The sequence below is a fragment of the Dorea sp. AM58-8 genome (assembly GCF_003464045.1).
Taxonomy (GTDB): Bacteria; Bacillota; Clostridia; order Lachnospirales; family Lachnospiraceae; genus Claveliimonas; species Claveliimonas ammoniilytica.
Genome location: NZ_QSDM01000002.1, coordinates 76482 through 101855 on the forward strand (window position 1 = coordinate 76482; position 25374 = coordinate 101855).

Here is a 25374-nt window from a genome sequence, read left to right on the forward strand (position 1 = left end):
AGAATGCATGTGAAGTATGGACTGAGAGCCAGGAGGTAACGTATGAATAACAAATTTGACCTGCTTATCATAGGGGCAGGACCGGGCGGCTATGTGGCTGCGAAGAAGGCCGCAAAGCTTGGCATGTCGGTGGTGATCATCGAGAAAGGACCAATCGGCGGCACCTGTATTAACCGTGGATGTATTCCGATGAAGGCACTGCTTCGTGCATCGACATTGTACCGGGAGATATTAGGATGCGGCAAATACGGATTATACGCAGATGATGCAGGGTATGACCTGCAGGATATGATCGAATATAAGAACCAGGCGACGCGTGAGATGCGGGAGAATCTGGAAGAGGAGTTCAAAGAACTTGGTATCCAGTCAGTACAGGGGACTGCGACAGTTATGTCAGGAAAGCAGGTGCGTGTCACATTTGAAGATGGAAGCAGCAGCTTTTATTTTGGCAATAAGATACTGATCGCAACAGGTTCTAAGGAAAGAAGACTGGACATACCGGGAGCGGATCTGCCGGGAGTTATGACCAGTGAAGCACTGATGACATCCGGAGGTAATAAATATCATAGCCTGATTGTGCTTGGCGGTGGTGTGACCGGTCTGGAGACAGCAACCGTATTCCGTAATCTGGGAGCGAAAGTTACGATCATTGAAGTATCGGATCATCTGATTCCGCGTATCGACAGCGAATTTTCCGACGAACTGGAACGTCTGATGCGGGCACATGGCGTGGAAATATATAAAGAAAGTATGTCGGAGCGGATTACCCGCGACGAAGAAGGCGTATGCTGTGAATTTGTCTGCGCGGAGGGTACGAAGCGTGTACATGCGGAGGCATTACTGATGTCGGTGGGGCGTATTCCGAATACCGATGGATTATTTGCACCGGAGGTGCCGATCAAGATGGATCATGGCAAGATTCTGGTGGATGAATTCTTCCGCACCAGCGTGCCGGGAATCTATGCCGTCGGAGATGTGACCGGCGGTATCCAGCTGGCGCATGTGGCGTCAGCGCAGGGCACTTATGTGGTGGAGAAAATGAACGATTTGACACCGTCCGTTATCGTATCCATGGTGCCGAGCTGTCTGTTTACACCGATTTCCATTGTGCCAAGCTGTCTGTATACCGAGCCGGAGATTGCATCCGTGGGACTGACTGAGACCCAGGCAAGAGAAAAAGGCGTGCAGATCAGGGTCGGACGTTATGATATGAAAGGCAATGGACAGCAGATCATTTCCAGAGAGACCGGAGGATTCATCAAAGTAATCTTCGCGGCGAACAGTGATGTATTACTGGGAGCGCAGATCATGTGCGCCAGAGCGACAGATATGATCGGAGAGCTTGCAACGGCACTGGCAAATGGCTTGACTTCCACACAGCTCATGTATGCGATGCGTGCACATCCGACATTTAATGAAGCGATTTCCTGTGCGGTGGAGAACAGCAGAGATAATATAAAGGAATAATTATTACAAAAGGTGACGATAAAGGAGTGGATCGGAATGGACAAAGCGGCAAAACGGTTAGCGGTTATCTATGTCATATTGTTATCTCTTTGTGCACCGCTTATGGCGGTTCATTTTGAACTGTTTACATGGTTTATGGGTGTGGTGGATATGTCGTACTGGACACAGACGGTACTGTGGTTCCTGCCGATGCTTGTGTATGGCGGAATCCTGGTAATACTTGGCATCTGGAACATGGTCAAGTCATTCCAGATATACAAAAGGCAGGACATGCTTGGCTGTATCAACGGAATGCTGATCCATAAGTATGGTCTGGTCATCTTTTTCTGTGTGAACTTTATCGTACTTTTTCTGGTATATTTCATGCTCACATTTGGACTGGTCATGGGAACGAGGGGACTGGCACTTCTTGTTGCACCGGTCTGGCTTCCGTTTGTACTGGTGATGATCGGGTGGAGTGTTATTATGAGCTGGCTTGCGATCCTGCCTGGAAGTATGTACAGTATACAGGTGATCCGGGGGAGCGTCCGCGCCGGTAAGATCAGCGGAGGTGCAGCTGTGCTTCATGGGATTTTGCAGTTTCTGTTCCTGGCGGATGTGCTGGATGCGATGTATCTGGCAGCAGGCAAATGGGGACGTGGAAAGAAAAGTTCCGTGCTGGTGGCATTGGTGTATATAGCGGCAGTGTTTGGAATTGTGTGGATTGTATATAAATTGAAAAACTGAGATACAAATGATTGAAATAAAAAAGAAAATGTGATAACATAATAAATGAGTAACCGTGTTGCAGGGTGGAGACCTCTATTCTTGTAAGAATGGAGGTGGTGCAAATGAAGCATTTTGATTTTAAAGAGTTAATGTCTTTTGGAATGTTCATTTTGTCATTACTGACATTTGTATATATAATTTGTCACTAATACAGCATATAGAAAGCCACCCCGAACTTTGACCAGAAAAGGGTGGCAGTCTATGTCATACTTATAAGAGGTCAACCAACCTTGTTGGCGGTTGCTCCTTTTGTATCTTTAATATATCACGTAGTAACAAATGATGCAAGACATATTGCTTGAACTGATATATATAAATCTAATGAGATAAGGTATAATAATCGTATGTCAAAAGGAGGCACCGTCTATGAAGATCATACATTTGTCAGACCTTCACCTGGGGAAACGGGTGCATGAGTTTTCGATGCTGGATGACCAGCGCTATATATTGAAGCAGATTCTGGAACACGTGGCAGAAGAACATCCGGATGTGGTGATCTTAGCGGGCGATATCTATGACAAGCCTGTACCTCCGGCGGAAGCAGTACAGTTATTTGACCAGTTTTTATGCGGGCTTGCGGAGCAGAGCGTGGAAGTCATGATCATCAGTGGCAATCACGATTCGGCAGAGCGTATTGCATTTGGCGGGAAGCTGATGGAGCACAGCGGTGTGCATGTGTCTCCGGTCTATGACGGAGATGTAAAGCCAGTGGAATTAGAAGATGCATACGGTATTGTACAGTTCTTTTTACTGCCATTTATCAAGCCGATTCATGTAAGACGCTGTTATGCAGAGGAGGAGATAGAGAGTTATACAGATGCCATGCGTACAGCCATTTCCCATATGGAGAGAAATGCGGATGCCAGACAGGTGCTGGTAACGCATCAGTTTGTGACAGGCGCGGAACGTTCGGACTCGGAAGAAATCTCTGTGGGCGGCACCGACAATGTGGATGTAACTGTATTTGACGGGTTCGACTATGTGGCACTGGGGCATATCCACAGACCGCAGCGGATCATGAGAGACACGGTGCGGTATTGTGGGACTCCATTAAAGTATTCCTTTTCAGAAGCAGGTCATGAGAAGTCCCTTACCGTGGTGGAACTGGAAGAAAAAGGAAAGGTGTCGATTCGGCGCATTCCTTTGATACCAAAGTATGATATGCGGGAAATCCAAGGCACGTATATGGAGCTGACAGACCGGGCGTATTACCGGGATATGGACAGGGAAGACTATCTGCATATTACATTAACGGATGAGGAAGATATACCAGATGCAGTCAGAAAGCTGCAGGTGATCTATCCGAATCTGATGAAGTTAGACTACGATAATGCGAGAACGCGCGGGAATCAGGTGTTACAGGAGATTGAGGCCATCGAAAAGAAATCTCCGATGGAACTATTTGCGGAGTTTTATGAGACACAGAATAATCAGCCGATGGATGAAGAACAGTTCAGGCTGATGCAGGAGATTATGGAACAGGTGTGGGAGGATAAAGCATGAGACCAGTCTATATCCGCATGTCGGCATTTGGACCGTATGCGGGCATACAGGAACTGAATATGGAAGAACTGGGAGCAGGCGGACTTTATCTGATCACAGGAGATACGGGAGCCGGCAAGACGACGATCTTTGATGCCATTACATTTGCGTTATATGGAGAAGCCAGCGGTGACAGCAGAGAAGCGGGAATGCTCCGTTCCAAATATGCAGATCCGTCCGTGCCTACAGAGGTGGAGCTTACATTCATCTATGGGGGTAAGACATATAAAGTATGCAGGAATCCGGAGTACGAGCGTCCGACAAAACGCGGTACAGGCATGACGATGCAGAAAGCGGAGGCAGAGCTTATCTATCCGGATGGAAGAGTGGTCACGAAGCCGAAAGATGTGACGGTAGCAGTGACAGAGATCATGGGTGTCAACAGAGAACAGTTCTGTCAGATCGCGATGATCGCACAGGGGAAGTTCAGGGATCTGATCGAGAAGGGAACGACAGAGCGGCAGAAAATATTTCGTGAGATATTCCGGACGGCACCGTATCAACAGGTTCAGGATATCCTGAAGGAAAAATACCGCGCGCTGGAACGTGAATGTGAGACTCTGCGTGAGAGTGTGAAGCAGTATATCCAGGGGATTCTCTGGAATCAAGATGCATCTGAAGAGACACCGGTGGAAGAAGTGATGGAACTTCTAACAGAACAGAATAAGGCAGATCAGGAGATACAGGCAGGACTGTTTGAAGAATTACAACAGAAAGAACAGGTGTTGCAGAAGATCCGGTCCGAGTTAGAACGGGATCGGGAGCGGAAGAAGAGGCAGAAGCTGTATCTGGAATTGCAAGACAGACGGAAAGCGCAGCAGGAGCAGATTACAGAATTACAGAAGAGATATCGGGAAGAACAGGGAAAAGAGCCGGAGCGCAGACGTCTTGCAGATGAGGTCAGCAGACTGGAAAGCCTGATGCCGCAGTATCTTCGCCTGGAAGAACTGCGAAAGAATGAAAGAGAGAGTCAGGACGAATGTGCGAAGCTGGCAGTCCGGCAGAGACAGCGTGAGACGAAGCTGGCAGAGTTGAAAGACAAGATTCGGGAAGGAAAGAAAGCCGGTGAATCACTTGCGGATGCACCGGAAGAGTATCAGAAGCTTTTGTTTGAATCCGAGAAGCATCAGAAATATATGGAACGCCTGCAGAATCTATCAAAAGTGATCCTGCAATACGAGAAGCTGCAACAGGATCTGCTGGTAAAGCAGCGAGAATATCAGACGGAGCGGGACAAAGTCCGGAAAAAAGAAATGGATTACCGTGCCAAGAATCAGGCATTCTTAGATGAACAGGCGGGAATACTTGCGCAGACTTTAGTAGAAGACCAGCCATGTCCTGTGTGTGGTTCCATACATCATCCGGCACCGGCAGAGCAGAATCCGGGCGCGCCGTCCAAAGACGAATTGGAACTATTGCAGCAGGAACTGGAACAGTGTAGAGTGAGAGAAGCAGAAGCCAGCCGGAAAGCAGGTGAGTTGCTTGGAAATGTACAGAGTCGTGCAGAAAGTATAAAAAGAGAAGCTGAAGGGCTGGAACTGACAGGAACTTTGGAAGAAATGAAGCATCGGCTTGCGGATCTCCAGAAGCAGGGGCAGACAACAGAAAAACAGCTGCAGCAAGAGAAAGGGCTTGCATCAGAGAAGGTAAAGCAGAAGGATATGTGGAACCGGCTGCTTCCGGAGCAGGAAAAAGCGTTGGAGAAAGTAACAGAAGAACTGCAGCAGATCAGGGAGCGGCAGGCCGCAGTTGAAAGTAAGCAGAAGGCGGCTGGGGAGGAAATTCAGAGACTGACGGAAGTGCTTCCATATCCGGGACAGAAGGAAGCACGGGATAAGCATATAGAACTTGTGCAGAAGCAGAATGTGATGAAGCGTCAGCTGGAACAGGCAGAGAAAGCAGTTCAGACAGCAGAAGTGGAAATTGCCGGAACCGAGGGACGCTTGAAAGAACTGAGACAGCAGCTGGAAGAAGCGGTGGAAGCAGATACGGAAGCGTTGCGGCAGAAGCAGGCAGAGATAGAAACTGAAAAAGCAGCATGTGAAGAACGCGGGAAAGAACTGCATCACCGGATTCAGAATAATCAGTCCGTATTAAAGAATCTGCAGAATCGAAGCAAAGAACTGGTGGAAAAGGAAAAGCAGTATACAATGGTCCGCTCGTTGGCTGTAACTGCGCTTGGTAATATTCCAGGCAAAGAAAAGATCATGTTAGAGACCTATGTGCAGATGACGTATTTTGACCGCATTATTGCCAGAGCTAATACCAGACTGATGGTCATGACGGGTGGACAGTATGAGATGAAGCGGCGCAGAGGCAGCAGTAACCTCCGAAGCCAGAGCGGACTGGAACTGGATGTGATTGATCATTATAATGGAAGTGAGAGAAGTATCCGCACACTTTCCGGTGGTGAGTCTTTCCAGGCGTCCCTGTCGCTGGCACTTGGACTTGCCGATGAGATCCAGGCATCTGCAGGTGGTATCCGCCTGGATACGATGTTTGTGGATGAGGGATTCGGATCATTGGATTCGGAGTCGCTGGAACAGGCAGTTCAGGCATTGGCAGGACTTGCAGAGAGCAAGCGGCTGGTGGGAATCATTTCCCATGTAGATGAACTGAAGAACCGGATCGACCGTCAGATCGTGGTGAAGAAAGAGCGAAGCGGTGGAAGTACTGCCGAGATCCGAGGTGTATAGGATGGCAGGTTATATAGAAGAAAAGCGCACATATATTGCCATTGATCTGAAGTCCTTTTATGCGTCGGTGGAATGTCTGGAGCGCGGTCTGGATCCATTGCACACAAACCTCGTGGTAGCTGATAAGAGCCGTACGGAAAAGACGATCTGCCTTGCGGTGTCACCATCTATGAAGGCTTATGGGATTCCAGGAAGACCGAGACTCTTTCAGGTGATACAGCAGATGCAGAAGGTCAATGCCGGCAGACAGCGGAAAGCGCCAGACGGTACATTTGCAGGAAGCTCCGTCAATTCGATTGAACTGGAATATCGTCCGCAGATCAGGGCAGATTACGTGACAGCACCGCCCCAGATGGCCAAATATCTGGAATACAGCGGACGCATTTATGACATTTATCTGAAATACGTGGCACCGGAGGATATGCATGTGTACTCGATTGACGAGGTGTTTATGGATGTGACGCATTATCTGAACACGTATCAGATGACGGCGGAGGAACTTGCGGGAAAGATCATCCGGGATGTGCTGGAGACGACGGGAATCACGTCGACGGCGGGGATCGGCACGAATCTGTATCTCAGCAAGATTGCCATGGACATTGTGGCGAAACATATTCCGCCGGACAGGCACGGCGTGCGGATTGCGAGTCTGGATGAAAGAAAATATCGAAGACTGTTGTGGACGCATCAGCATTGACAGACTTTTGGAGAGTCGGCCATGGATATGCAAAAAAGCTTGCGGAGCAGGGCATTTACACGATGGGAGATATTGCCCGGTGTTCGATTGGTATGCCGGGTGAGTATTATAATGAAGAACTGTTGTACCGGATGTTTGGGGTAAATGCGGAACTTCTGATCGATCACGCCTGGGGATATGAGCCATGTACAATGGAGGATATCAAGTCATACAAGCCGGAGACGAACAGTATGGGTTCCGGGCAGGTGCTGCATTGTCCGTATGATGCAAAGAAAGCCAGACTAATCGTGCGGGAGATGACAGATCTTTTAGCGCTTGACCTTGCAGCCCATGGACTGGCGGCGGATCAGATGGTGCTGACCGTTGGTTATGACAGGAGCTGTCTCGAGGATTCGAAGATCCGCAGTAAATATCATGGCGAAGTGACGACAGACCGCTATGGAAGAAGCGTTCCGAAACATGCACATGGCACAACGAATCTCCCGGAGCACACGGCATCATCCAGAGAGATTATCCGGGCAGTAATGGAACTGTATGACCGGATCGTGAATCCGGATCTCCTGGTGCGCCGGGTAAATGTGACTGCGAATCATGTGATAGAAGAAAAACAAGCGCAGAAGAAAGAACGCTATGAGCAGCTGAATCTGTTTACCGATTATGGAAAAAAGGAACTGGAAGAGAAAGAGGCGGCAGAAGCGAAGGAACGTGAGAAGCATCTGCAGCAGGCACTTCTGGAGATTAAGAAGCGTTATGGGAAAAATGCAGTGCTCAAGGGCATGAATCTGGAAGAAGGTGCGACCACAATCGAGAGGAACAGTCAGATCGGCGGCCACAAGGCGTAAGAACAAAGCTGGTCATAAAGTGTATGATAAGGTATAAGCGAGAGGCAGAAAAAGTATGAAAGAGATTGATTTCAGCAAATACGAAGATATGCTGGATATGCCGCATCCGGTGTCGAAGAATCATCCACAGATGGCAAGACGCGACCGGGCGGCACAATTTGCTCCGTTTGCGGCGCTGACCGGACACCAGGAAGTGATTCGGCAGATGGAGAGAGACCATGTCAGTGAAGACATGGAACGGGAAACATTTTACGAGTAATAATTTCAGGAAGAATGAGAGGGTAAGACAATGAAGAAGAGTAATCCGAGGCATTACTGCCAATTGGTGTATTTTTAGTCCTGTATCTGGGACTTGGAATTGTGTTTGAATATGTGATGAAGATTCCGATGGGATTCTATAATATTCCTATCGTGCTGGCATTTATGGTGGCGATTCTTACGGCCTGCCTGCAGAACCGTAAAGTGTCATTTGATGACAAGCTGGGGATTATGGCACAGGGCATTGCTGATAAAAATATTATTACCATGCTGCTGATCTTTCTTGTGGCGGGAAGCTTTGTGGGCGTTGTAGGACGCAGCAGTGCGGAAAGCGTAGCGTATTTTATGCTGTCACTGATTCCGGCCAAATTTGCAGTGGCGGTACTTTTTGTGGTGGCATGTTTTGTGTCAACTGCCATGGGAACATCGGTAGGAACGATCACACTGATCGCGCCGATTGCGGCGGCGGTATCGGATGCATCCGGTTTTGACCTGGCACTTTGTGTCGGTTCTGTTATGGGAGGAGCAATGTTCGGAGATAATCTTTCTTTTATATCGGATACGACAATTGCAGCCTGCAATGGGCAGGGATGTCCAATGAAGGATAAATTCCGTGAGAATTTCTGGATCGCATTTCCGGCAGCGCTGGTAACATTGGTATTGATCCTGATCCTGTCACTTCGCACAACCCTGAATGGTGCGGTGGCACATGAATACCATCTGCTTCAGATTATTCCATATGTACTCGTTCTGGCAGGAGGAATTATCGGCATTAATGTATTTGTTGTGCTTCTGGCAGGCATCTTTTCGGGAATTATTATCATGCTTGCAACCGGACAGACAACGGTAGTGGATATGATCGGAAATATGGGCTCTGGAATCTCGGGCATGTTTGAGACTTGTATGGTAGCCATTCTGGTAGCGGCTCTCTGCGCCCTGATCCGGGAATACGGTGGTTTCGAAGCACTGCTTTCGGCAATTCGTAAGGTATTCCGGGGACGCAAAGGAGGACAGCTTGGCATGGGACTTCTGGTAGCAGCAATGGATGTTGCAACGGCCAATAATACCGTAGCCATTGTGATGGCGAATCCAATTGCGGCAGAAATGTCAGAAGAATATGGAATTACGCACAGCAAGGCGGCATCCCTGTTGGATACATTCTCTTGTATTTCCCAGGGCGTAATTCCTTACGGTGCGCAGATGCTGGTAGCGCTTTCAGCAGTGCATGAGATGGGACATGAATTATCTGCATTTGATGTGATCCCGAAGCTTTTCTATCCGGGAATGCTGTTGATCAGTTCATTGGTATTTATCTTTGCATTCCCTGAGAAAAAGAACTAATAGACTTGTATGTTTGTTGAGACAGCGGTTCGAAAGAGCAGCTGTCTTTTTGAATACTTTGATTGACTTTTATCGGTAGATATGTTAAAGTGTGCTTTAGTAAATAAAAGCGTTAAAGGGGTAAAGCGAGATGCCGATTACAAAACTGTTAGAAGAAAATGCGAAAAAGTACGGAGAAGACATTGCTCTGGTGGAGATTAACCCGCAACAGCCGGAAGACCGCCGGATCACATGGAAAGAGTATGAGCTGATTGAGCCGACTCCATTTGTACATTATCGCAGAGAGATCACATGGAGTGTGTTTGATGAGAAAGCGAACCGTTTTGCGAATCTGCTCCTGAGCAGAGGCGTGAAGCGCGGTGATAAAGTTGCAATATTGCTGATGAACTGTCTGGAGTGGCTGCCAATTTATTTTGGTATTCTGAAGGCCGGAGCTCTTGCTGTTCCATTGAATTTCCGCTATTCGGCAGATGAAATTGAATACTGTGTCAATAAATCGGACACAGATGTACTGGTATTTGGACCGGAATTTATCGGGCGTGTGGAAGAGATTGCAGATTCCGTTTCTAAAAACCGTCTGCTGTTCTTCGTGGGAGACGGATGTCCGTCATTTGCAGAGAGTTATGCCCATCAGACGGCGAACTGCTCCGGTATGGCACCGAATGTAGAGATTAGTGACCAGGATGATGCGGCAATCTATTTTTCGTCAGGAACAACAGGATTTCCGAAAGCGATTCTGCATAATCACGAGAGCCTGATGCATGCGGCTAAGGTAGAGCAGAAGCATCACGGACAGACCAAAGATGATGTGTTCCTGTGTATTCCGCCGTTATATCACACCGGTGCGAAGATGCACTGGTTCGGAAGTCTGCTGACTGGTGGCAAGGCAGTGATCCTGAAGGGAACCAAGCCGAAATATATATTAGATGCATTGTCGAATGAGCAGTGTACGATCGTGTGGCTGCTGGTACCGTGGGCGCAGGATATTCTGGATGCACTGGACCGCGGAGATCTGAAGTTATCTGATTACAAATTGGATCAGGTGCGTCTGATGCACATTGGGGCACAGCCGGTGCCGCCGAGTCTGATCAAGCGCTGGAAAGAATACTTCCCACAGCATCAGTACGATACCAACTATGGACTCAGCGAATCTATTGGACCAGGTGCTGTACATCTTGGCGTGGAGAATATTGATAAGATCGGAGCTATCGGTAAAGCCGGATACGGCTGGGAGACCCGTGTGGTGGATGAGAATGGCAAAGACGTAAAACAAGGCGAGGTCGGTGAACTTCTGTTAAGAGGTCCTGGCGTTATGACCTGTTACTATAAAGATGAGAAGGCAACTGCGGATACCTTAAAAGACGGCTGGCTGTACACCGGAGATATGGCAAAAGAAGACGAAGACGGATTCCTCTTCCTTGTAGACCGTAAAAAGGATGTCATCATCAGTGGTGGCGAGAACCTGTATCCGGTACAGATTGAAGACTTTTTGCGCGGCTGCGATGCCATTAAGGATGTGGCTGTTATCGGACTGCCGGATAAGCGTCTGGGAGAGATCGCAACAGCTGTTGTAGAAGTGAAAGAAGGATATGTATGTACCCAGGAAGATCTGGAAGAATACTGCAGGAAGCTTCCTCGTTACAAACGTCCGCACAAATATATTTTTGCAGAAGTACCGCGAAATGCGACAGGCAAGATTGAAAAGCCGAAGCTTCGGGAGATGTACTGTGGTGAGCGTCTGGTGGAGATGCAGAACAAAGGTTAAGATTCATAAAGGGCAGGATGAGACTGCTGTGAACAGAAATGTTTGCAGCAGTCTTTTCTTGTATTTAAAAAAATGCTTTACTTTAGTCTGCTACCATGCTACAATGCTACTAAATTAGCAGAACGAAAACAAAGGAGACGTTTATGAAAAAGAAGATTATTGCAAGTTTATTAAGCCTGACAATGGTATTTTCCATGACCGCCTGCGGAGGCAAGAATACAGACAGTGATGTGGATTATATTAAGGATAAGGGAACTCTGGTGGTAGGCATCACCGATTTTGAACCAATGGATTATAAAGATGATTCCGGAGAATGGGTCGGTTTCGATGCAGATATGGCAAAGATGGTTGCGGAATCTCTTGGAGTAGATGTAGAGTTTGTAGAGATTGACTGGGATAATAAGATTATGGAGCTCAAGTCTAAGAATATCGATGTCGTATGGAATGGTATGACACTGATTGACGAAGTGAAGAATTCTATGGAATGCACCAATGCATACTGTAGCAATGGACAGGTTATCGTTACGACGGACGAGTCTAAGCTGGATGATCCGTCTAAGCTGACATTTGCAGTAGAGGCAGGATCTGCCGGAGAAGCAGTAGCCGAAGAAGAAGGATACAATGCCAATTCCGTAGCATCGCAGGCAGATGCCCTGATGGAAGTCGCATCTGGTACATCGGATGCGGCAATCATTGACCTGCTGATGGCAAGTGCCATGATCGGGGAAGGCACAAGTTATCCGGATCTGATCCGCTCAGATGAACTGACTTCAGAAGAGTATGGAGTCGGATGCCGTAAGGATTCTGATCTGGCAGCATACATCAATGAACAGCTCACTAAGGCATACAAAGATGGCAAGACACAGGAAATCGCTGAGAAATACGGCATTGCAGATGCAGTACTGGAGCAGAAGTAGAATCGGCAATAATACATAACTGACAGCATGAAAGACATCGTGGATAAGGCAGAGAGTCTGAGCTCTCTGCCTTGTTATCGCGTAAGAGGGAGATACAATGTTTGGAACAGTAACACTGGAATTAACAAAAGGTCTGTGGACCACATTTCAAATCTTTATATTGACGCTGGTATTTGCATTGCCGGCAGGATTGATCCTTGGTATCGGAAGTGCCAGCAGGTGGAAACCGCTCCGCTATCTGATTCAGGTCTTTGTCTGGATCATCCGGGGAACGCCACTGATGCTTCAGCTCATCATTATCTTTTACGGACCGGGTTTGTGGCTTGGACATAATATCTGGAGTGGTAATGAAGCAGGTCGTATTACGGCAACGGTAGTCGCCTTTGTAATCAACTATGCCTGTTATTTCTCGGTTATTTTCCGGGGTGGAATCGAAGGAGTTCCGGCAGGACAGAGAGAGGCAGGACAGGTACTTGGCATGACAAAGAGCCAGATTTTCTTTAAGATCACACTGCTTCAGATGGTGAAGCGTGTTGTGCCGCCGATGTCTAACGAGATTATTACACTGGTTAAGGATACATCTCTTGCCAGAATCATTGCGGCATATGAGCTGACATTTGCAGGGTATTCATTTATGAAATCAGCGGGACTGACCTGGCCGTTGTTCTACACAGGAGTGTTCTACCTGATCTTTATCGGTATCCTGACACTGCTTTTTAACTATATTGAGAAAAAACTGGATTATTTTAAATAGGAGGTGTGCGAGAAATGGCTGTTTTAGAGGTAAATAATATAGAGAAACATTTTGGGAGCACACGAGTTCTGAAAGATGTGAGTTTTTCCCTGGAAAAGGGTAATGCGCTGGCGATTATCGGGTCATCGGGTTCCGGTAAGACAACATTGCTTCGTTGTCTGAATTTCCTGGAGACACCAAATCAGGGTACAATCTCGGTCAATGGTGAGACCGTATTTGACGCGTCACGTCCGGTGAAGATGAGTGATAGGGAGCTGCGAAGTAAGAGACTGCATTTTGGCATGGTATTTCAGGCGTTTCACTTATTCCCACAGTATACGGCGCTGGAAAATGTCACATTGGCTGAGAAGCTCCTGGCACAGGAACGTCCGGATTATAAGCAGAATAGAAAACAGATCCTTGTGGAAATAGAAGAACACGGAAAGGAACTTCTAGCGCAGATGGGATTGGCGGATCGTGCAGGACATTATCCACATCAGTTGTCTGGCGGACAGCAGCAGCGAGTTGCCATTGCGAGAGCGTTGGCGTTAAAGCCGGACATCCTGTGCTTTGATGAGCCTACATCAGCACTGGATCCGGAGCTTACCGGAGAAGTGCTTCGTGTAATCCGTGGTCTTGCTGATCAGAAGACGACCATGATCATCGTTACACATGAGATGGCATTTGCCAGAGATGTGGCAGATCAGATTATATTTATGGATGATGGATATATTGTAGAGCAGGGTGACGCTAAGCAGGTGATCGATCATCCGAAGGAAGAACGCACCAGACAGTTTTTGTCAAGATATTCGCAAGGGTAGTTATGGATGAAATGAGATAAAATGCATGAATTTTTAGTGAAATTCAATTGCTTTTTCTGAGAAAATGCGGATTGAAAGACGGATATCGGTGTACTAAAATAGTCTCTGGTGATGAAATTGAAGCAGGAACAACAGAGAGAATATTTATTTGATAACTATAAAGTGCTTTTGATCATTCTGGTTGTAATCGGTCATTTTATCGAACCGTGTTACGACCAGAATTCTTTTTTATATGAATTAAAATGGGGAATTGTGGCATTTCATATGCCCGCATTTATTTTTATATCCGGTTATTTTTCTAAGCGCATTCCATCTATAAAAAAGTTAATACAGGGACTGGTTATACCGTATTTTGTATATGAACTGGTATATTATTTCTTGTATACTTTGGTGCTGGATAAACATACGGGACTTTATTTTGACCGGCCGAAGTTCTCACTCTGGTATCTGATGGCGTTATTTGTATGGCGTTTGCTGGCGCCGGTAATCAGGAAAGTTCCATATCATATGCCGCTTCTGTTTGCGGGCGGACTTTTGATTGGTTTTGTGGGACTCGGCAATTATCTGTCCATACCAAGGATTCTTTTTTTCTTTCCGTTTTTTATGGCGGGGATGGAATTTGACAGCAGTGTGCTGGAACGCTTCCGAAAGCCGGCAGGATACTGTGGGGCGCTGGCTGTTCTTACAATGCTGATCATAGGATTGTTTGTGGATGACTATCATCATAAGCTTCCGGTGAAGATTTTTTATGGCAGATATTCTTATGCAGGACTCGGGCTGGATCCGGTGGAGGGGATGCTGATCCGTTGCGGATGTTATGTGCTGTCTTTTGTATTGATTTATCTGCTCATGTTGGTGCTTCCGGCAGAGAAAAAAGCGTATTCTTATATCGGAGAACGAACGATGGCAGTATATATCTTTCATGGACTGGTGTACAGTTGTCTGAAATACGCAACTCCTGTGCTGGCTTCGGTGAGAAGTAATACAGAAAGTATCCTGTTGATTTTGTTCTGTCTGGCATTGGTATGGATCGCATCCAGAAAACCTTTCGTATTCGTTACCGATAAAGTGTCGCATCTGTTATAATATCATTTAGATGTATTGATCGGTATTGAGAAAAGGAGAATGATTATGAATTATACAGAAGGATTATTCCGATTTATAGAAAAGAGTCCGACGCCTTTCCATGTGATTGACAACATGAAGCAGGAACTGGAAGAACAGGGTTATAAGCAGATTCTGGAGCGTGAAGAGTGGAAGCTGGAACATGGCGGCAAATACTACGTGATCCGCAATGGTTCCGCGATGGTCGCATTCCGTGTTCCTAAGGGGACATTTAGCGGCTTCCAGATTGTGGCAAGCCACAGTGATGCGCCATGCCTGAAGCTTAAAGAGAATCCGGAATTGTGGTCAGAGCAGGCGTATGTCCGTCTGAATGTGGAGAAATACGGCGGTATGATCTGTTCGACATGGTTTGACCGTCCGCTTTCCGTGGCGGGAAGACTGCTTGTGAAGAGTGAAGAAGGCGTCACAGTGAAGCTGGTTCAGATCGATAAGGATCTGCTGATGCTTCCAAGTCTTGCTATTCACATGAACCGTGATATCAATACGGGATATGATTACCATGCGCAGAAGGATATGTTGCCATTATATGGTATGGGAACAAAGGGTGAAAAGGAAAGTTTTATGGATCGGATTGCCCGTGAAGCAGATGTGAAGAAAGAAGATATTCTTGGAAGTGACCTCTATGTATATAACCGTATGCCGGGCAGTGTCTGGGGATCGGAAGATGAATTCATGTCTATCGGTAAATTAGACGATCTTGAGTGTGTATATTCATCTATGACCAGTTTCCTGAGTGCAGAGGAACAGGACCGGATTCCGGTACACTGTGTCTATGATAATGAAGAAGTGGGAAGCTCAACCAGACAGGGAGCGGCATCGACATTTCTGGCAGATACACTGGAACGGATCCAGGAAGCCTTGGGCGGCAGTGCATCTGATTATCGCAGGATGATCGCTGGAAGCATGATGCTGTCTGCGGACAATGCACATGCGGTGCATCCGAACTATACCGAGAAAGCATGCCCGTCTAACAGACCGCTTCTGAATCAGGGAGTCGTGATCAAGTTCAGTGGCAATCAGCGATATACTTCAGATGGTGTGTCTGCGGCAGTATTCCGCAGTATCTGTGAGAAGGCAGGCGTGCCGACACAGGTATTTACCAATCATTCGGATATTGCCGGAGGTTCTACGCTTGGTAACATCTCGGCTTTGCAGGTGCCGGTGCCATGCGTGGACATCGGACTTCCACAGCTGGCGATGCATTCCAGCTACGAGACGGCAGGAGTCAGAGACCTGGAATATATGATCACTGCGATGCGAAGCTTCTATGAGGCATCGGTGGAAGAGACCAGAGATGGTATGAAGATCCGATGAAGAACTAAAACAAAAAAGTCCTATGGAGTTCAAAATCTCCATAGGACTTTTCGTTGTCTTATAATTGAACTTGTTTAAGTAATGTGATATAAATAAGTTATAGGCGGTGAAAATATGAACTATAATTTTTCAGAAGATATAAAATCGATACGAGAGATATTAGGGGTTTCTCAAAAAGAATTAGCGGAAAAGCTTGGAGTAGAGCAGGTGACTGTTTCAAGAGTTATCAGATGAAAAAAAGGAATTGGAAAGACAGTATAAAATATTTAGAAGAACAAGAGACAAAAAAAATAATATGATTTATTAATGTGATAAGTGGAAGAAAAACAAATGTTAAGCCGTCAACTACTGTGAATAGTTGGCGGCTATTTCCGTTTACCCTTGAATATCTCATAACAGAGACCAACAAGGGCAACAATATGCGACGTTATCTGCCACTTCGGGCAATTTCATAGACTTCCTGATACCAGACGTGAGCCATTTCGAGGTCGCGTTTGCATCCGCGGCCAAGGGAAAGCGCATCTGCGACGGAAGTCATAGCCTCGATATGCCGTAGCTGAGCGGCTTTGCTGTACCAGAAAAATGCTTTTTCATAATCTGGTGCGTCATCGAATTTCGCAAACTGATAGGCTCTGCCTAACTGATACATTGCATCTGTGTCGCCGGCTTCGGCGAGTTTTAATAATTCTTCCATAAGGCTCCCTCCTGATAATAATAAAAATTTATAAAACTACTTTGTGATATTTATTTTGCTTCCCAGCGTCCAGATGCGCCGCAAGGAAGAATCAGTCCGCTTTCTGTAACCGGAAGTCCGATTTCCTGAGACTCTACGGTACCGTTCCATGGAGCAAGTTCTGTGCTCAGCATGTAAGTCAATACTGCCGGAGCAAGTCCTGTGGTGTACGAATTAACCAGGAAGAATAACGGATCATCGGATAATATCTTTGTGCAGAGCTTGATGAAGGAATGAATGGAATCTTCAATCTTCCAGATCTCGCCCTTAGGTCCGCGTCCGTAAGACGGCGGATCCATGATGATGGCATCGTAGTGATTGCCTCTGCGGATCTCACGCTCTACGAATTTTACACAGTCATCTACAAGCCAGCGGATCGGAGCGTCCTTAAGTCCGGAAGATACAGCATTCTCTTTTGCCCAGGTGACCATGCCTTTGGAAGCGTCCACGTGAGTAACCTTTGCTCCTGCAGCTGCTGCAGCCAGTGTAGCACCACCGGTATAAGCAAAAAGATTCAATACCTTGATCTCACGTCCGGCATTACGGATCTTCTCAGAGAACCAGTCCCAGTTGGTTGCCTGCTCCGGGAAGAGTCCGGTGTGTTTGAAATTAAACGGTTTTAGATTAAATGTCAGATCCTTGTACCGGATCGACCACTGTTCCGGAAGGTCGAAGAACTCCCATTCACCGCCGCCTTTCTTACTGCGGTGATAGTGACCGTTCATGTGCTTCCATCCACGGTTCTTCTTAGGAGTATCCCAGATGACCTGCGGATCTGGGCGGACTAACAGGTAATCACCCCAGCGTTCTAATTTTTCACCTTTGCTGCAATCTATTACTTCATAATCATTCCATTGATCTGCAATCCACATAATGTACCTCTTTCTTTATCGTTCCTATAATTCAAGAATGCCTCTGCAATCCTGCCGGAGGCTATATCAGCTGGGGGATTGACTCCCGCCACTGATACCAGCTTGTTTCTCACTATCTATAGAGGTGGGAGTCATCTCCCATCTGATATAATTGTACCATGCGCATCCTCAAATGAAAAGCGGTAACTGTCTATAAAACGATTACTTATAGAAATGGTCTATAGCGGACAGACTATATAGAAGCCATCTATTTGAATAAAATAAAGAAAAGGAATATAATCAGATGTATAGAAAATATATTTACCTTTTACAGTTATAATGATAGAATATATCTATAAATGTAAAGGGATAGTTCAAGAAAGGTGGAAATAATCATGATTACAGTTAATGCAATGGGCGATAACTGCCCGATCCCAGTAATTAAAACAAAGAAAGCTATGCAGGCTCTGACAGGACCGGAGACGATCGAAGTATTGGTGGACAATGAGATTGCAGTACAGAACGTGACAAAGATGGCTTCTTCAAGCGGTGGAAAGGTTACATCTGAGAAGCTCGGCGAGAAAGAATATAAAGTTACGATCGCTATGGAAGGCGCTGTAGAAGCAGGAGAAGAAGCTGCGTGCATTCCGGATGCAAGAGATAACATGGTAGTAGTAGTGAGCTCTGATCGTATGGGAAGCGGTAATGATGAACTTGGTAAAGTTCTGATCAAGGGCTTTATTTATGCGATTACACAGTTGGATAAGCTTCCTAAGACTATGCTGTTTTATAACGGTGGAGCAACTCTTACATGTGAAGGATCTGATTCTCTGGAAGATCTGAAATCACTGGAAGCACAGGGTGTGAACATTATGACATGTGGAACATGCCTGGATTATTACGGAATTAAGGAGAAACTTGCAGTAGGATCTGTGACTAATATGTACGTGATCGCAGAGACTATGGCAGGGGCTGATAAGATCATTCGCCCATAGTCGGCAGGGTTCCCCAAAAGGAGGATATTATAGAATGAAACAGACGTTAAGCTGACAAGTCTCAGTAAGACAGCGGGTTGAGCAGCTAAGATAGGTCCGGAGACCCTTGCTCAGGTTCTGAGTAAGCTGCCAAAATTCCAGGATGATAATCTGCTGGTTGGAATAGAGACTTCTGATGACGCCGCTATTTATAAAGTAACAGACGACATTGCCATGATTCAGACAGTAGACTTCTTTACACCGATCGTGGATGATCCATATATGTTCGGACAGATCGCAGCAGCCAATTCGCTGAGTGATGTCTGGGCGATGGGTGGCGAACCTGCTGTGGCACTCAATATTGTAGGCTTTCCGAACTGCCTAGATCCGGCGATTCTGGGAGACATTCTCGCAGGAGGTGCAGATAAGGTAAAAGAAGCGGGAGCCGTACTTGTAGGTGGTCATTCCGTGCAGGATGACGAACCAAAATATGGTCTGTGCGTGTCCGGATTTGTACATCCGGATAAGATATTTAAGAACTACGGATGCAGGCCGGGAGATGTGCTGATCCTGACGAAACAGATCGGAAGCGGAATTGTGAATACCGCGATCAAAGCGGATTTTGCATCACCATCTGCGATACAGGAAGCACAGACAGTGATGGCTTCGCTGAATAAGATCGGCAAGCAGGTGGTAGAGCGTTATGATGTATCTGCCTGCACAGACATTACCGGATTTGGGCTGTTGGGGCATTGCGTAGAGATGGCATCTGCCAGTGAAGTAACCTTTGAACTGAAGGTGCGTGATATTGAGTATTTTGCAGATGCAATCGATTATGCCAAGATGGGGCTTGTGCCTGCCGGAGCTTATAAGAACCGCAGGTATTCCATTGACAAAGTAGAGGCAGGAAGCGTAGAAGAACATTATCTGGATCTGCTTTACGATCCACAGACATCAGGTGGGCTGCTGATCAGCGTAGCACCGGAGTATCTGGAACAGATGCTGACGGATTTTGCACGCTCCGGCATTGATACTAAGGTGTCTGTGATCGGACGTGTGGCTGAGAAGAGTGACAAGTTAATCAGACTGTATTAGAGAGGCGGAAGTCATGAATAAAAATCTATTATACCGCAGTATTCCGAAGGTTGACGTTCTGTTAGAGAATCAGGCAATCCAGGAAATGATTGAAAGATACAGCCGTGATTCTGTGATGGAAGCGATTCGCGCAGAGATGGATAACCTGCGAGCGTTCATCGGCGGCTGTGATGAGGAAGATAAAGCACAGGAGCAGATTGCACTTCTGATATCTCATATCGGAGATGCTGTAGAGCAGATGCACACTCCTAATATGAAGAAAGTAATCAATGGCACGGGTACGATCCTGCACACCAATCTGGGACGTGCACCGATCAGCCGGGAACATATGAAGAAAGCATTTGACATTGTGACAGGCTATTCCAATTTGGAATACAACCTGGAAGAGGGACGACGCGGCGAGCGTTATTCACATTTTGAGAAATTACTGTGTAAGATTACAGGAGCAGAAGCAGCCATGGCTGTTAATAATAATGCATCTTCTGTGCTTCTGATCTTAAGTTCCCTTGCAAAAGGCGGTGAGGTCATCGTGTCCCGTGGCGAACTGATCGAGATTGGCGGTAAGTTTCGTATTCCGGATGTAATGACACAGAGTGGTGCGACGCTTGTGGAAGTGGGTACGACTAATAAGACGCATGTCAGTGATTATGAAGAGAATATCACAGAAGAAACAAAAGCATTGTTAAAAGTACATACCAGCAATTATAAGATCGTTGGATTTACTGAATCGGTAGGAATCGATGAACTGATGCCGATCGCGAAGGAGCATGGCATTCCGGTGATTGAAGATCTGGGAAGTGGTGTGCTGATCGATCTGTCCAAATACGGTCTGACTTATGAGCCGACTGTACAGGAGTCGGTGGCTAAAGGGGCAGATGTCGTGTGCTTCAGCGGCGATAAGCTCTTCGGTGGCCCACAGGCAGGTATCATTGTCGGTAAGAAGAAATACATCGATATGATGAAGAAGAATCAGCTTACCCGTGCACTGAGAATTGACAAATTCACAGCGGCTACACTGGAACTGGTTCTTCAGGAATATCTGTCAGAGGAACAGGCAGTTCAGCATATTCCAGTGCTGCGTATGATCACAGAGCCACTGGACGAGGTGGCGCGCCGGGCAAGAAGTCTTGCGAGAACGATTCGTTCGACAGATCTTCCGGCGAAGGTGGATGTGGTATCCTGCGAATCTCAGATCGGTGGCGGTTCACTTCCGATGGAGCGGATACCAAGTATGGCAGTAGCTATCCGCCCAAAACATGAAAGCGTAGCGGCTTTGGAAGACCAGATGCGGCATCTGACCGTGCCGATGATTCCGAGAACGGTTAATGACACGATCATGCTGGATGTGCGGACAGTAGAGACAGAAGATTTCAAATTGATCGCAGCAGAACTGCAGGAACTGCTGGGGCAGGAGAAATAGGCTGGAGATATTAGAATGAAACATGTGATAATAGGTACGGCAGGGCATATTGATCATGGCAAGACTACTTTGATCAGAGCCCTGACCGGGCGTAATACAGACCGCTGGGAGGAAGAACAGAAGCGAGGGATCACCATAGACCTTGGCTTTACCTGGTTTGACCTCCCAAGTGGTGACCGTGCCGGAATCATTGATGTTCCGGGTCATGAAAAATTTATTAATAATATGGTAGCCGGAGTGGTAGGCATGGATCTGGTTATGCTGGTAATCGCAGCTGATGAAGGTGTGATGCCGCAGACCAGAGAGCATATGGATATCCTCGGGCTGCTTGGTATTCAGAAAAGTATCATTGTACTGAACAAATGTGATCTTGTAGATGAAGAGTGGCTGGAGCTTGTAGAAGAGGAAGTGCGTGAAGAACTGGAAGGCACGTTCCTTGAGCATGCACCGGTGATGAAAGTATCAGCGGCTACCGGTCAGGGACTGGATGCTTTGGTGCAGGAGATTGACCATATGATGCAGGACGAAGTGGAAGAAAAGGATATTACAACGATTCCGAGACTTCCTGTTGACCGTGTATTTTCGTTATCCGGATTTGGAACGATTATTACCGGAACACTGCTTTCCGGTACGATCACAAAAGAAGATACGTTAGAGATTTATCCGATTGGTAAGACCAGCAAGATACGGAGTATTCAGGTGCATGGAGAGGATCAGGAATGCTGTTATGCGGGACAGCGCGTGGCTATTAATCTGTCCAATGTCAAGAAGCGTGAGTTATCCCGCGGATGTGTACTTGCACCGCCAAACAGTATGAAGAATACAGATCTGCTGGATGTGAAAGTGAATATTCTGAAGTCATCCATGCGTGTGCTGACCAATCACACCAGACTGCATCTGTTTACCGGAACCAGTGAAATCTTGTGCCGAGCGGTGCTTTTGGATAAAGAAGAAATCGGACCGGGTGAGAGTGGCTATGTACAGCTTAGGCTAGAAGAAGAGATTGCACTTCGCAGAGGAGATAAGTTCGTGCTCCGTTTCTATTCGCCGATGGAGACTATCGGCGGAGGTGTGGTGTTGGAGTCGAATCCGGTGATCCACAGACGATTCCAGGAACCGGTGATTGAAGATTTGAAGCGCAAAGAATCCGGTTCATCCATTGATGTCATCGAATTGCGGATTCGTGAACACGGAGAAGAGCTGTTGACACAGGCAGAGGTGGCAAGGCTTACCGCCATGTCCCCGGAAGAGGTGGCTGAGGATGTACAGACGTTAAAGGATTCTGGCGTGATCCTTACATTTGCTACAAGAAAGGATCTCTATCTGTGGCATGTAGGATCTGAGAAGTTAATGCGTCAGAAGATTCTTGAAGCATTGAAACAGTATGAAGAAAAATATCCATATCGCTATGGTATGAAAAAAGCAGAAGTGCAGGTAACCTATCTGAAGAAGATGAAACCGGTGGTATTTGACCACTATGTTGAATATCTGGAGCAGGAGGGTGCCTTAAAGCGCATAGAAGAATACCTGTGCACGGCAGAGTACGAAGTGAGAAAAGATGCGGTGTATGACCGTGTGTCTGCGAAGATTCTGGATACCGTGCGGAAAGCGGGCTATGATTTTGTACGTTATTCTGACATTGCCTTTGGTGAAAAAGATAAGGCTGTGGCAGATGATATATTAAATATTCTCCTGGAAGAGAAGCGGATCGTAAAAGTTTCCGATGACCTTTATACCCTGACAGAATATATGGAAAAAGCGAAGACGATGATCCAGGAAGAGTTTAAGAAACGCGAGGTTATTACGACAGCGGAAGTGAGAGATCTGTTCCAGACCAGCCGGAAGAGTGCGAAGCCAATCATTGAGTATATGGATAGCATTAAGGTGACAAAGCGTGTCGGAGCAGAAAGTGAAAGGGTAGCATACTAATGAATTTAAAGCAGCTAGAAGCATTTGTAGAGGTAGCAGAGGGCGGCAGCTTCTCCAAAGCGGCAAAGAATCTTTACCTGACACAGCCGACGATCAGTGCGCATATCTCTGCGCTTGAGAAAGAACTGGAAGTACGGTTGTTTGTCAGAAATACAAAAGAAGTCAGTCTGTCGGCAGAAGGTCAGACGCTGTATCGTTATGCCAGTCAGATGGTAGATCTGGAGAAACGGATTGAGGAAGAATTTGGAGAACGCAGGAAAATGGGACGCCAGTGTATTACCATTGCGGCATCTACGATTCCATCCCAGTATCTGCTTCCGAAGATTCTTGCCAGATTTAACGAAAAATATCCGGGAGAGCAATTTAAGATCATGGAGTCTGACAGTGCAAATGTGGTTAATCAGGTGGTCGAGCATATGGTAGATATTGGATTTACCGGCACTGTGCTCGAAAAGAAGCACTGCAAATATTTTCCATTCTATAAAGACGAACTGGTGATCATCACGCCGAACACAGAAGTGTATCGGAAACGTGCTGAGACGCCGGATGATATTTCGTGGATTCTTGACGAACCGGTCATTATGCGTGAAGAAGGTTCTGGAACCAGAAAAGAAGCGGAGAAGCAGCTGAAGGCAGCAGGCATTCGCAGTGAGCAGTTAAATGTGATCGCCAGCATCGAGAACCAGGAGACGATTAAGAAATCTGTCTGCAGCGGTATGGGCGTGTCGCTGTTGTCGAAGCTTGCGGCAGCGGACAAAATAGCGGATGGAAATGTCCTTGCATTCCATATACCGGGAGCGGATGATGGAAGAGATATCAACGTGGTTTATAATAAGAATCATCAGTTATCTTTATCCGCAGAGCATTTTTTGAAAATTGTACAGGAAGTGTATCCGTATGAGAAACATAAGAAATAATACGGATAGAAATGGGTGGTATTATGATATATATGGATAATGCGGCAACTACCATGCAGAAGCCAAAAGAGGTCGTTCAGGCAGTGGCGGCTGCAATGGAATCTATGGGGAATGCCGGGCGCGGTGCTCATGGTGCATCGCTTAGTGCGTCAAGAACAGTCTATGACACCAGAGAGCTGCTGTGCCGTTTTTTTAATGGCACCAGTCCAAGACAGATTGTATTTACAGCAAATTCTACGGAAAGCCTGAATATTGCCATCAAAGGTGTGCTGAATCCGGGAGACCATGTGGTTACGACGGTTATGGAGCATAATTCTGTCCTACGTCCATTATATGAGATGGAGAAAAAAGGTGTAGAGCTTACATTTGTAAAAACAGACGAGAGAGGCGTGATGGATCTTGCTGATCTGGAAGCAGCGATCAGACCGGATACAAAGGCAATCGTATGCACCAATGGTTCCAATCTGACTGGTAATTATGTGGATGTGGAAGCGGTGGGCGCTGTCGCAGCGAAGTATAACGTGCTGTTTATCGTAGATGCATCTCAGACGGCAGGAGTATTTCCGATTGATGTGCAGAAAATGCATATTGATATTCTGTGTTTTACAGGACATAAGAGTCTGTTGGGACCGCAGGGAACCGGCGGTATGTATGTAAGAGAAGGACTGGAAATACGCCCGCTCTTAAGCGGCGGAAGCGGAGTGCAGACCTATAGCAAAACACATCCGAAGGAAATGCCGACAGCGCTGGAAGCGGGAACTCTGAACGGTCATGGAATCGCAGGACTCCATGCGGCAGTAGAATATCTGATGGCAGAGGGCATTGATAAGATCCGCACCAGAGAGCAGGAATTGATGTGGAGATTCTACGAAGGCGTAAAGGATATTCCGAATGTAAAGGTATACGGAGATTTCTCTACGAAGAATCGTTGCCCGATTGTTACATTGAATATTGGAGCGTATGATTCCTCGGAAGTGGGAGATGCCCTGTTGATGGATTATGATATATCGATCCGTCCGGGAGCACACTGCGCACCACTCATGCATGAAGCACTCGGAACGGTCGGACAGGGAGCTGTGCGATTCAGTTTTTCTCATTACAATACAGAAGAAGAAGTGGACACAGCCATTCGTGCAATTCAGGAATTGTCTGTGGATGAAGAATAAGGA

The 25374-nt window shown here is 46.7% G+C and carries 20 protein-coding genes and 2 pseudogenes; 20 read left to right on the top strand and 2 right to left on the bottom strand.

Going from position 1 to position 25374, the window contains the following annotated elements; all coding sequences use genetic code 11:
• Window positions 1–42: 42 nt before the first annotated feature.
• The 14 genes and pseudogenes from lpdA (at window position 43) to DXA18_RS02070 (ending at window position 16520) form a co-directional block, all read left to right on the top strand.
• Window positions 43–1467 (top strand): dihydrolipoyl dehydrogenase, encoded by a 1425-nt coding sequence (lpdA, locus tag DXA18_RS02005; RefSeq protein WP_118382458.1) that lies wholly within the window; start codon window positions 43–45, stop codon window positions 1465–1467.
• A 36-nt stretch (window positions 1468–1503) separates the two neighbouring features.
• Window positions 1504–2193, top strand: a complete 690-nt coding sequence (locus DXA18_RS02010) for a hypothetical protein (RefSeq protein ID WP_118382459.1) — start codon at window positions 1504–1506, stop codon at window positions 2191–2193.
• 408 nt (window positions 2194–2601) lie between these two features.
• Window positions 2602–3738, top strand: a complete 1137-nt coding sequence (locus tag DXA18_RS02015) for an exonuclease SbcCD subunit D (RefSeq protein WP_118382460.1) — start codon at window positions 2602–2604, stop codon at window positions 3736–3738.
• Window positions 3735–6473: an AAA family ATPase gene (locus DXA18_RS02020; protein ID WP_118382461.1), complete on the top strand. Its 2739-nt coding sequence runs from the start codon at window positions 3735–3737 to the stop codon at window positions 6471–6473. Before DXA18_RS02015 ends, DXA18_RS02020 begins: the two co-directional genes overlap by 4 nt.
• 1 nt (window position 6474) lies before the next feature.
• Window positions 6475–8012 (top strand): annotated as a pseudogene (locus DXA18_RS17255) (Y-family DNA polymerase).
• 55 nt (window positions 8013–8067) lie between these two features.
• The gene (locus DXA18_RS02030) at window positions 8068–8271 is read left to right on the top strand and encodes a hypothetical protein (protein ID WP_118382462.1); all 204 of its coding nucleotides are present in this window, start codon (window positions 8068–8070) and stop codon (window positions 8269–8271) included.
• A gap of 30 nt (window positions 8272–8301) precedes the next feature.
• Window positions 8302–9611 (top strand): annotated as a pseudogene (locus DXA18_RS02035) (Na+/H+ antiporter NhaC family protein).
• Between the two features lie 130 nt (window positions 9612–9741).
• Window positions 9742–11376 (top strand): class I adenylate-forming enzyme family protein, encoded by a 1635-nt coding sequence (locus tag DXA18_RS02040; RefSeq protein ID WP_118382464.1) that lies wholly within the window; start codon window positions 9742–9744, stop codon window positions 11374–11376.
• 143 nt (window positions 11377–11519) lie between these two features.
• Entirely contained in the window at window positions 11520–12293 is a 774-nt protein-coding gene (locus tag DXA18_RS02045; RefSeq protein ID WP_118382465.1) for a transporter substrate-binding domain-containing protein, read from the top strand.
• 97 nt (window positions 12294–12390) lie between these two features.
• On the top strand, window positions 12391–13047 hold the full coding sequence (locus tag DXA18_RS02050; RefSeq protein WP_118382466.1) for an amino acid ABC transporter permease: 657 nt from the start codon (window positions 12391–12393) through the stop codon (window positions 13045–13047).
• 14 nt (window positions 13048–13061) lie between these two features.
• Window positions 13062–13847 (top strand): amino acid ABC transporter ATP-binding protein, encoded by a 786-nt coding sequence (locus DXA18_RS02055; RefSeq protein WP_118382467.1) that lies wholly within the window; start codon window positions 13062–13064, stop codon window positions 13845–13847.
• Between the two features lie 117 nt (window positions 13848–13964).
• On the top strand, window positions 13965–14933 hold the full coding sequence (locus tag DXA18_RS02060; RefSeq protein ID WP_243006996.1) for an acyltransferase family protein: 969 nt from the start codon (window positions 13965–13967) through the stop codon (window positions 14931–14933).
• A gap of 39 nt (window positions 14934–14972) precedes the next feature.
• Window positions 14973–16286, top strand: a complete 1314-nt coding sequence (locus DXA18_RS02065; protein WP_118382469.1) for a M18 family aminopeptidase — start codon at window positions 14973–14975, stop codon at window positions 16284–16286.
• 114 nt (window positions 16287–16400) lie between these two features.
• Complete coding sequence (locus DXA18_RS02070; RefSeq protein WP_118382470.1) at window positions 16401–16520, top strand: helix-turn-helix domain-containing protein; 120 nt, start codon at window positions 16401–16403, stop codon at window positions 16518–16520.
• A 193-nt stretch (window positions 16521–16713) separates the two neighbouring features.
• Here DXA18_RS02070 and DXA18_RS02075 read toward each other — a convergent pair whose 3' ends face one another.
• Window positions 16714–16980: a tetratricopeptide repeat protein gene (locus tag DXA18_RS02075; RefSeq protein ID WP_118382651.1), complete on the bottom strand. Its 267-nt coding sequence runs from the start codon at window positions 16978–16980 to the stop codon at window positions 16714–16716.
• 50 nt (window positions 16981–17030) lie between these two features.
• Entirely contained in the window at window positions 17031–17891 is an 861-nt protein-coding gene (locus DXA18_RS02080; protein ID WP_118382471.1) for a class I SAM-dependent methyltransferase, read from the bottom strand.
• 374 nt (window positions 17892–18265) lie between these two features.
• On the opposite strand from DXA18_RS02080, the gene yedF reads away from it, so the two are divergent.
• The 6 genes from yedF to DXA18_RS02110 are packed head-to-tail and all read left to right on the top strand — an operon-like array spanning window position 18266 to window position 25371.
• A complete protein-coding gene (gene yedF, locus DXA18_RS02085; RefSeq protein ID WP_118382472.1) occupies window positions 18266–18865 on the top strand; it encodes a sulfurtransferase-like selenium metabolism protein YedF in 600 nt (199 codons plus the stop codon).
• 51 nt (window positions 18866–18916) lie between these two features.
• Window positions 18917–19939 carry a selenide, water dikinase SelD gene (gene selD / locus DXA18_RS02090; protein ID WP_243007009.1) on the top strand — a complete coding sequence of 341 codons (1023 nt, stop codon included), beginning with the start codon at window positions 18917–18919 and terminating at the stop codon, window positions 19937–19939.
• Between the two features lie 13 nt (window positions 19940–19952).
• Window positions 19953–21359, top strand: coding sequence for an L-seryl-tRNA(Sec) selenium transferase (gene selA, locus DXA18_RS02095; protein ID WP_118382474.1), 1407 nt, complete (start codon window positions 19953–19955; stop codon window positions 21357–21359).
• 15 nt (window positions 21360–21374) lie between these two features.
• A complete protein-coding gene (selB, locus tag DXA18_RS02100; RefSeq protein WP_118382475.1) occupies window positions 21375–23288 on the top strand; it encodes a selenocysteine-specific translation elongation factor in 1914 nt (637 codons plus the stop codon).
• Window positions 23288–24205, top strand: coding sequence for a selenium metabolism-associated LysR family transcriptional regulator (locus DXA18_RS02105; protein WP_118382476.1), 918 nt, complete (start codon window positions 23288–23290; stop codon window positions 24203–24205). Before selB ends, DXA18_RS02105 begins: the two co-directional genes overlap by 1 nt.
• 23 nt (window positions 24206–24228) lie before the next feature.
• The gene (locus DXA18_RS02110; RefSeq protein ID WP_118382652.1) at window positions 24229–25371 is read left to right on the top strand and encodes an aminotransferase class V-fold PLP-dependent enzyme; all 1143 of its coding nucleotides are present in this window, start codon (window positions 24229–24231) and stop codon (window positions 25369–25371) included.
• Window positions 25372–25374: the final 3 nt, after the last annotated feature.

Excerpts from the sequence above, each read along its gene's own strand:
- lpdA (WP_118382458.1), top strand. The coding sequence starts at position 43 with ATGAATAACAAATTTGACCTGCTTATCATAGGGGCAGGACCGGGCGGC.
- DXA18_RS02010 (WP_118382459.1), top strand. The coding sequence starts at position 1,504 with ATGGACAAAGCGGCAAAACGGTTAGCGGTTATCTATGTCATATTGTTA.
- DXA18_RS02015 (WP_118382460.1), top strand. The coding sequence starts at position 2,602 with ATGAAGATCATACATTTGTCAGACCTTCACCTGGGGAAACGGGTGCAT.
- DXA18_RS02020 (WP_118382461.1), top strand. The coding sequence starts at position 3,735 with ATGAGACCAGTCTATATCCGCATGTCGGCATTTGGACCGTATGCGGGC.
- DXA18_RS02030 (WP_118382462.1), top strand. The coding sequence starts at position 8,068 with ATGAAAGAGATTGATTTCAGCAAATACGAAGATATGCTGGATATGCCG.
- DXA18_RS02040 (WP_118382464.1), top strand. The coding sequence starts at position 9,742 with ATGCCGATTACAAAACTGTTAGAAGAAAATGCGAAAAAGTACGGAGAA.
- DXA18_RS02045 (WP_118382465.1), top strand. The coding sequence starts at position 11,520 with ATGAAAAAGAAGATTATTGCAAGTTTATTAAGCCTGACAATGGTATTT.
- DXA18_RS02050 (WP_118382466.1), top strand. The coding sequence starts at position 12,391 with ATGTTTGGAACAGTAACACTGGAATTAACAAAAGGTCTGTGGACCACA.
- DXA18_RS02055 (WP_118382467.1), top strand. The coding sequence starts at position 13,062 with ATGGCTGTTTTAGAGGTAAATAATATAGAGAAACATTTTGGGAGCACA.
- DXA18_RS02065 (WP_118382469.1), top strand. The coding sequence starts at position 14,973 with ATGATTATGAATTATACAGAAGGATTATTCCGATTTATAGAAAAGAGT.
- DXA18_RS02070 (WP_118382470.1), top strand. The coding sequence starts at position 16,401 with ATGAACTATAATTTTTCAGAAGATATAAAATCGATACGAGAGATATTA.
- DXA18_RS02075 (WP_118382651.1), bottom strand. The coding sequence starts at position 16,980 with ATGGAAGAATTATTAAAACTCGCCGAAGCCGGCGACACAGATGCAATG.
- DXA18_RS02080 (WP_118382471.1), bottom strand. The coding sequence starts at position 17,891 with ATGTGGATTGCAGATCAATGGAATGATTATGAAGTAATAGATTGCAGC.
- yedF (WP_118382472.1), top strand. The coding sequence starts at position 18,266 with ATGATTACAGTTAATGCAATGGGCGATAACTGCCCGATCCCAGTAATT.
- selA (WP_118382474.1), top strand. The coding sequence starts at position 19,953 with ATGAATAAAAATCTATTATACCGCAGTATTCCGAAGGTTGACGTTCTG.
- selB (WP_118382475.1), top strand. The coding sequence starts at position 21,375 with ATGAAACATGTGATAATAGGTACGGCAGGGCATATTGATCATGGCAAG.
- DXA18_RS02105 (WP_118382476.1), top strand. The coding sequence starts at position 23,288 with ATGAATTTAAAGCAGCTAGAAGCATTTGTAGAGGTAGCAGAGGGCGGC.
- DXA18_RS02110 (WP_118382652.1), top strand. The coding sequence starts at position 24,229 with ATGATATATATGGATAATGCGGCAACTACCATGCAGAAGCCAAAAGAG.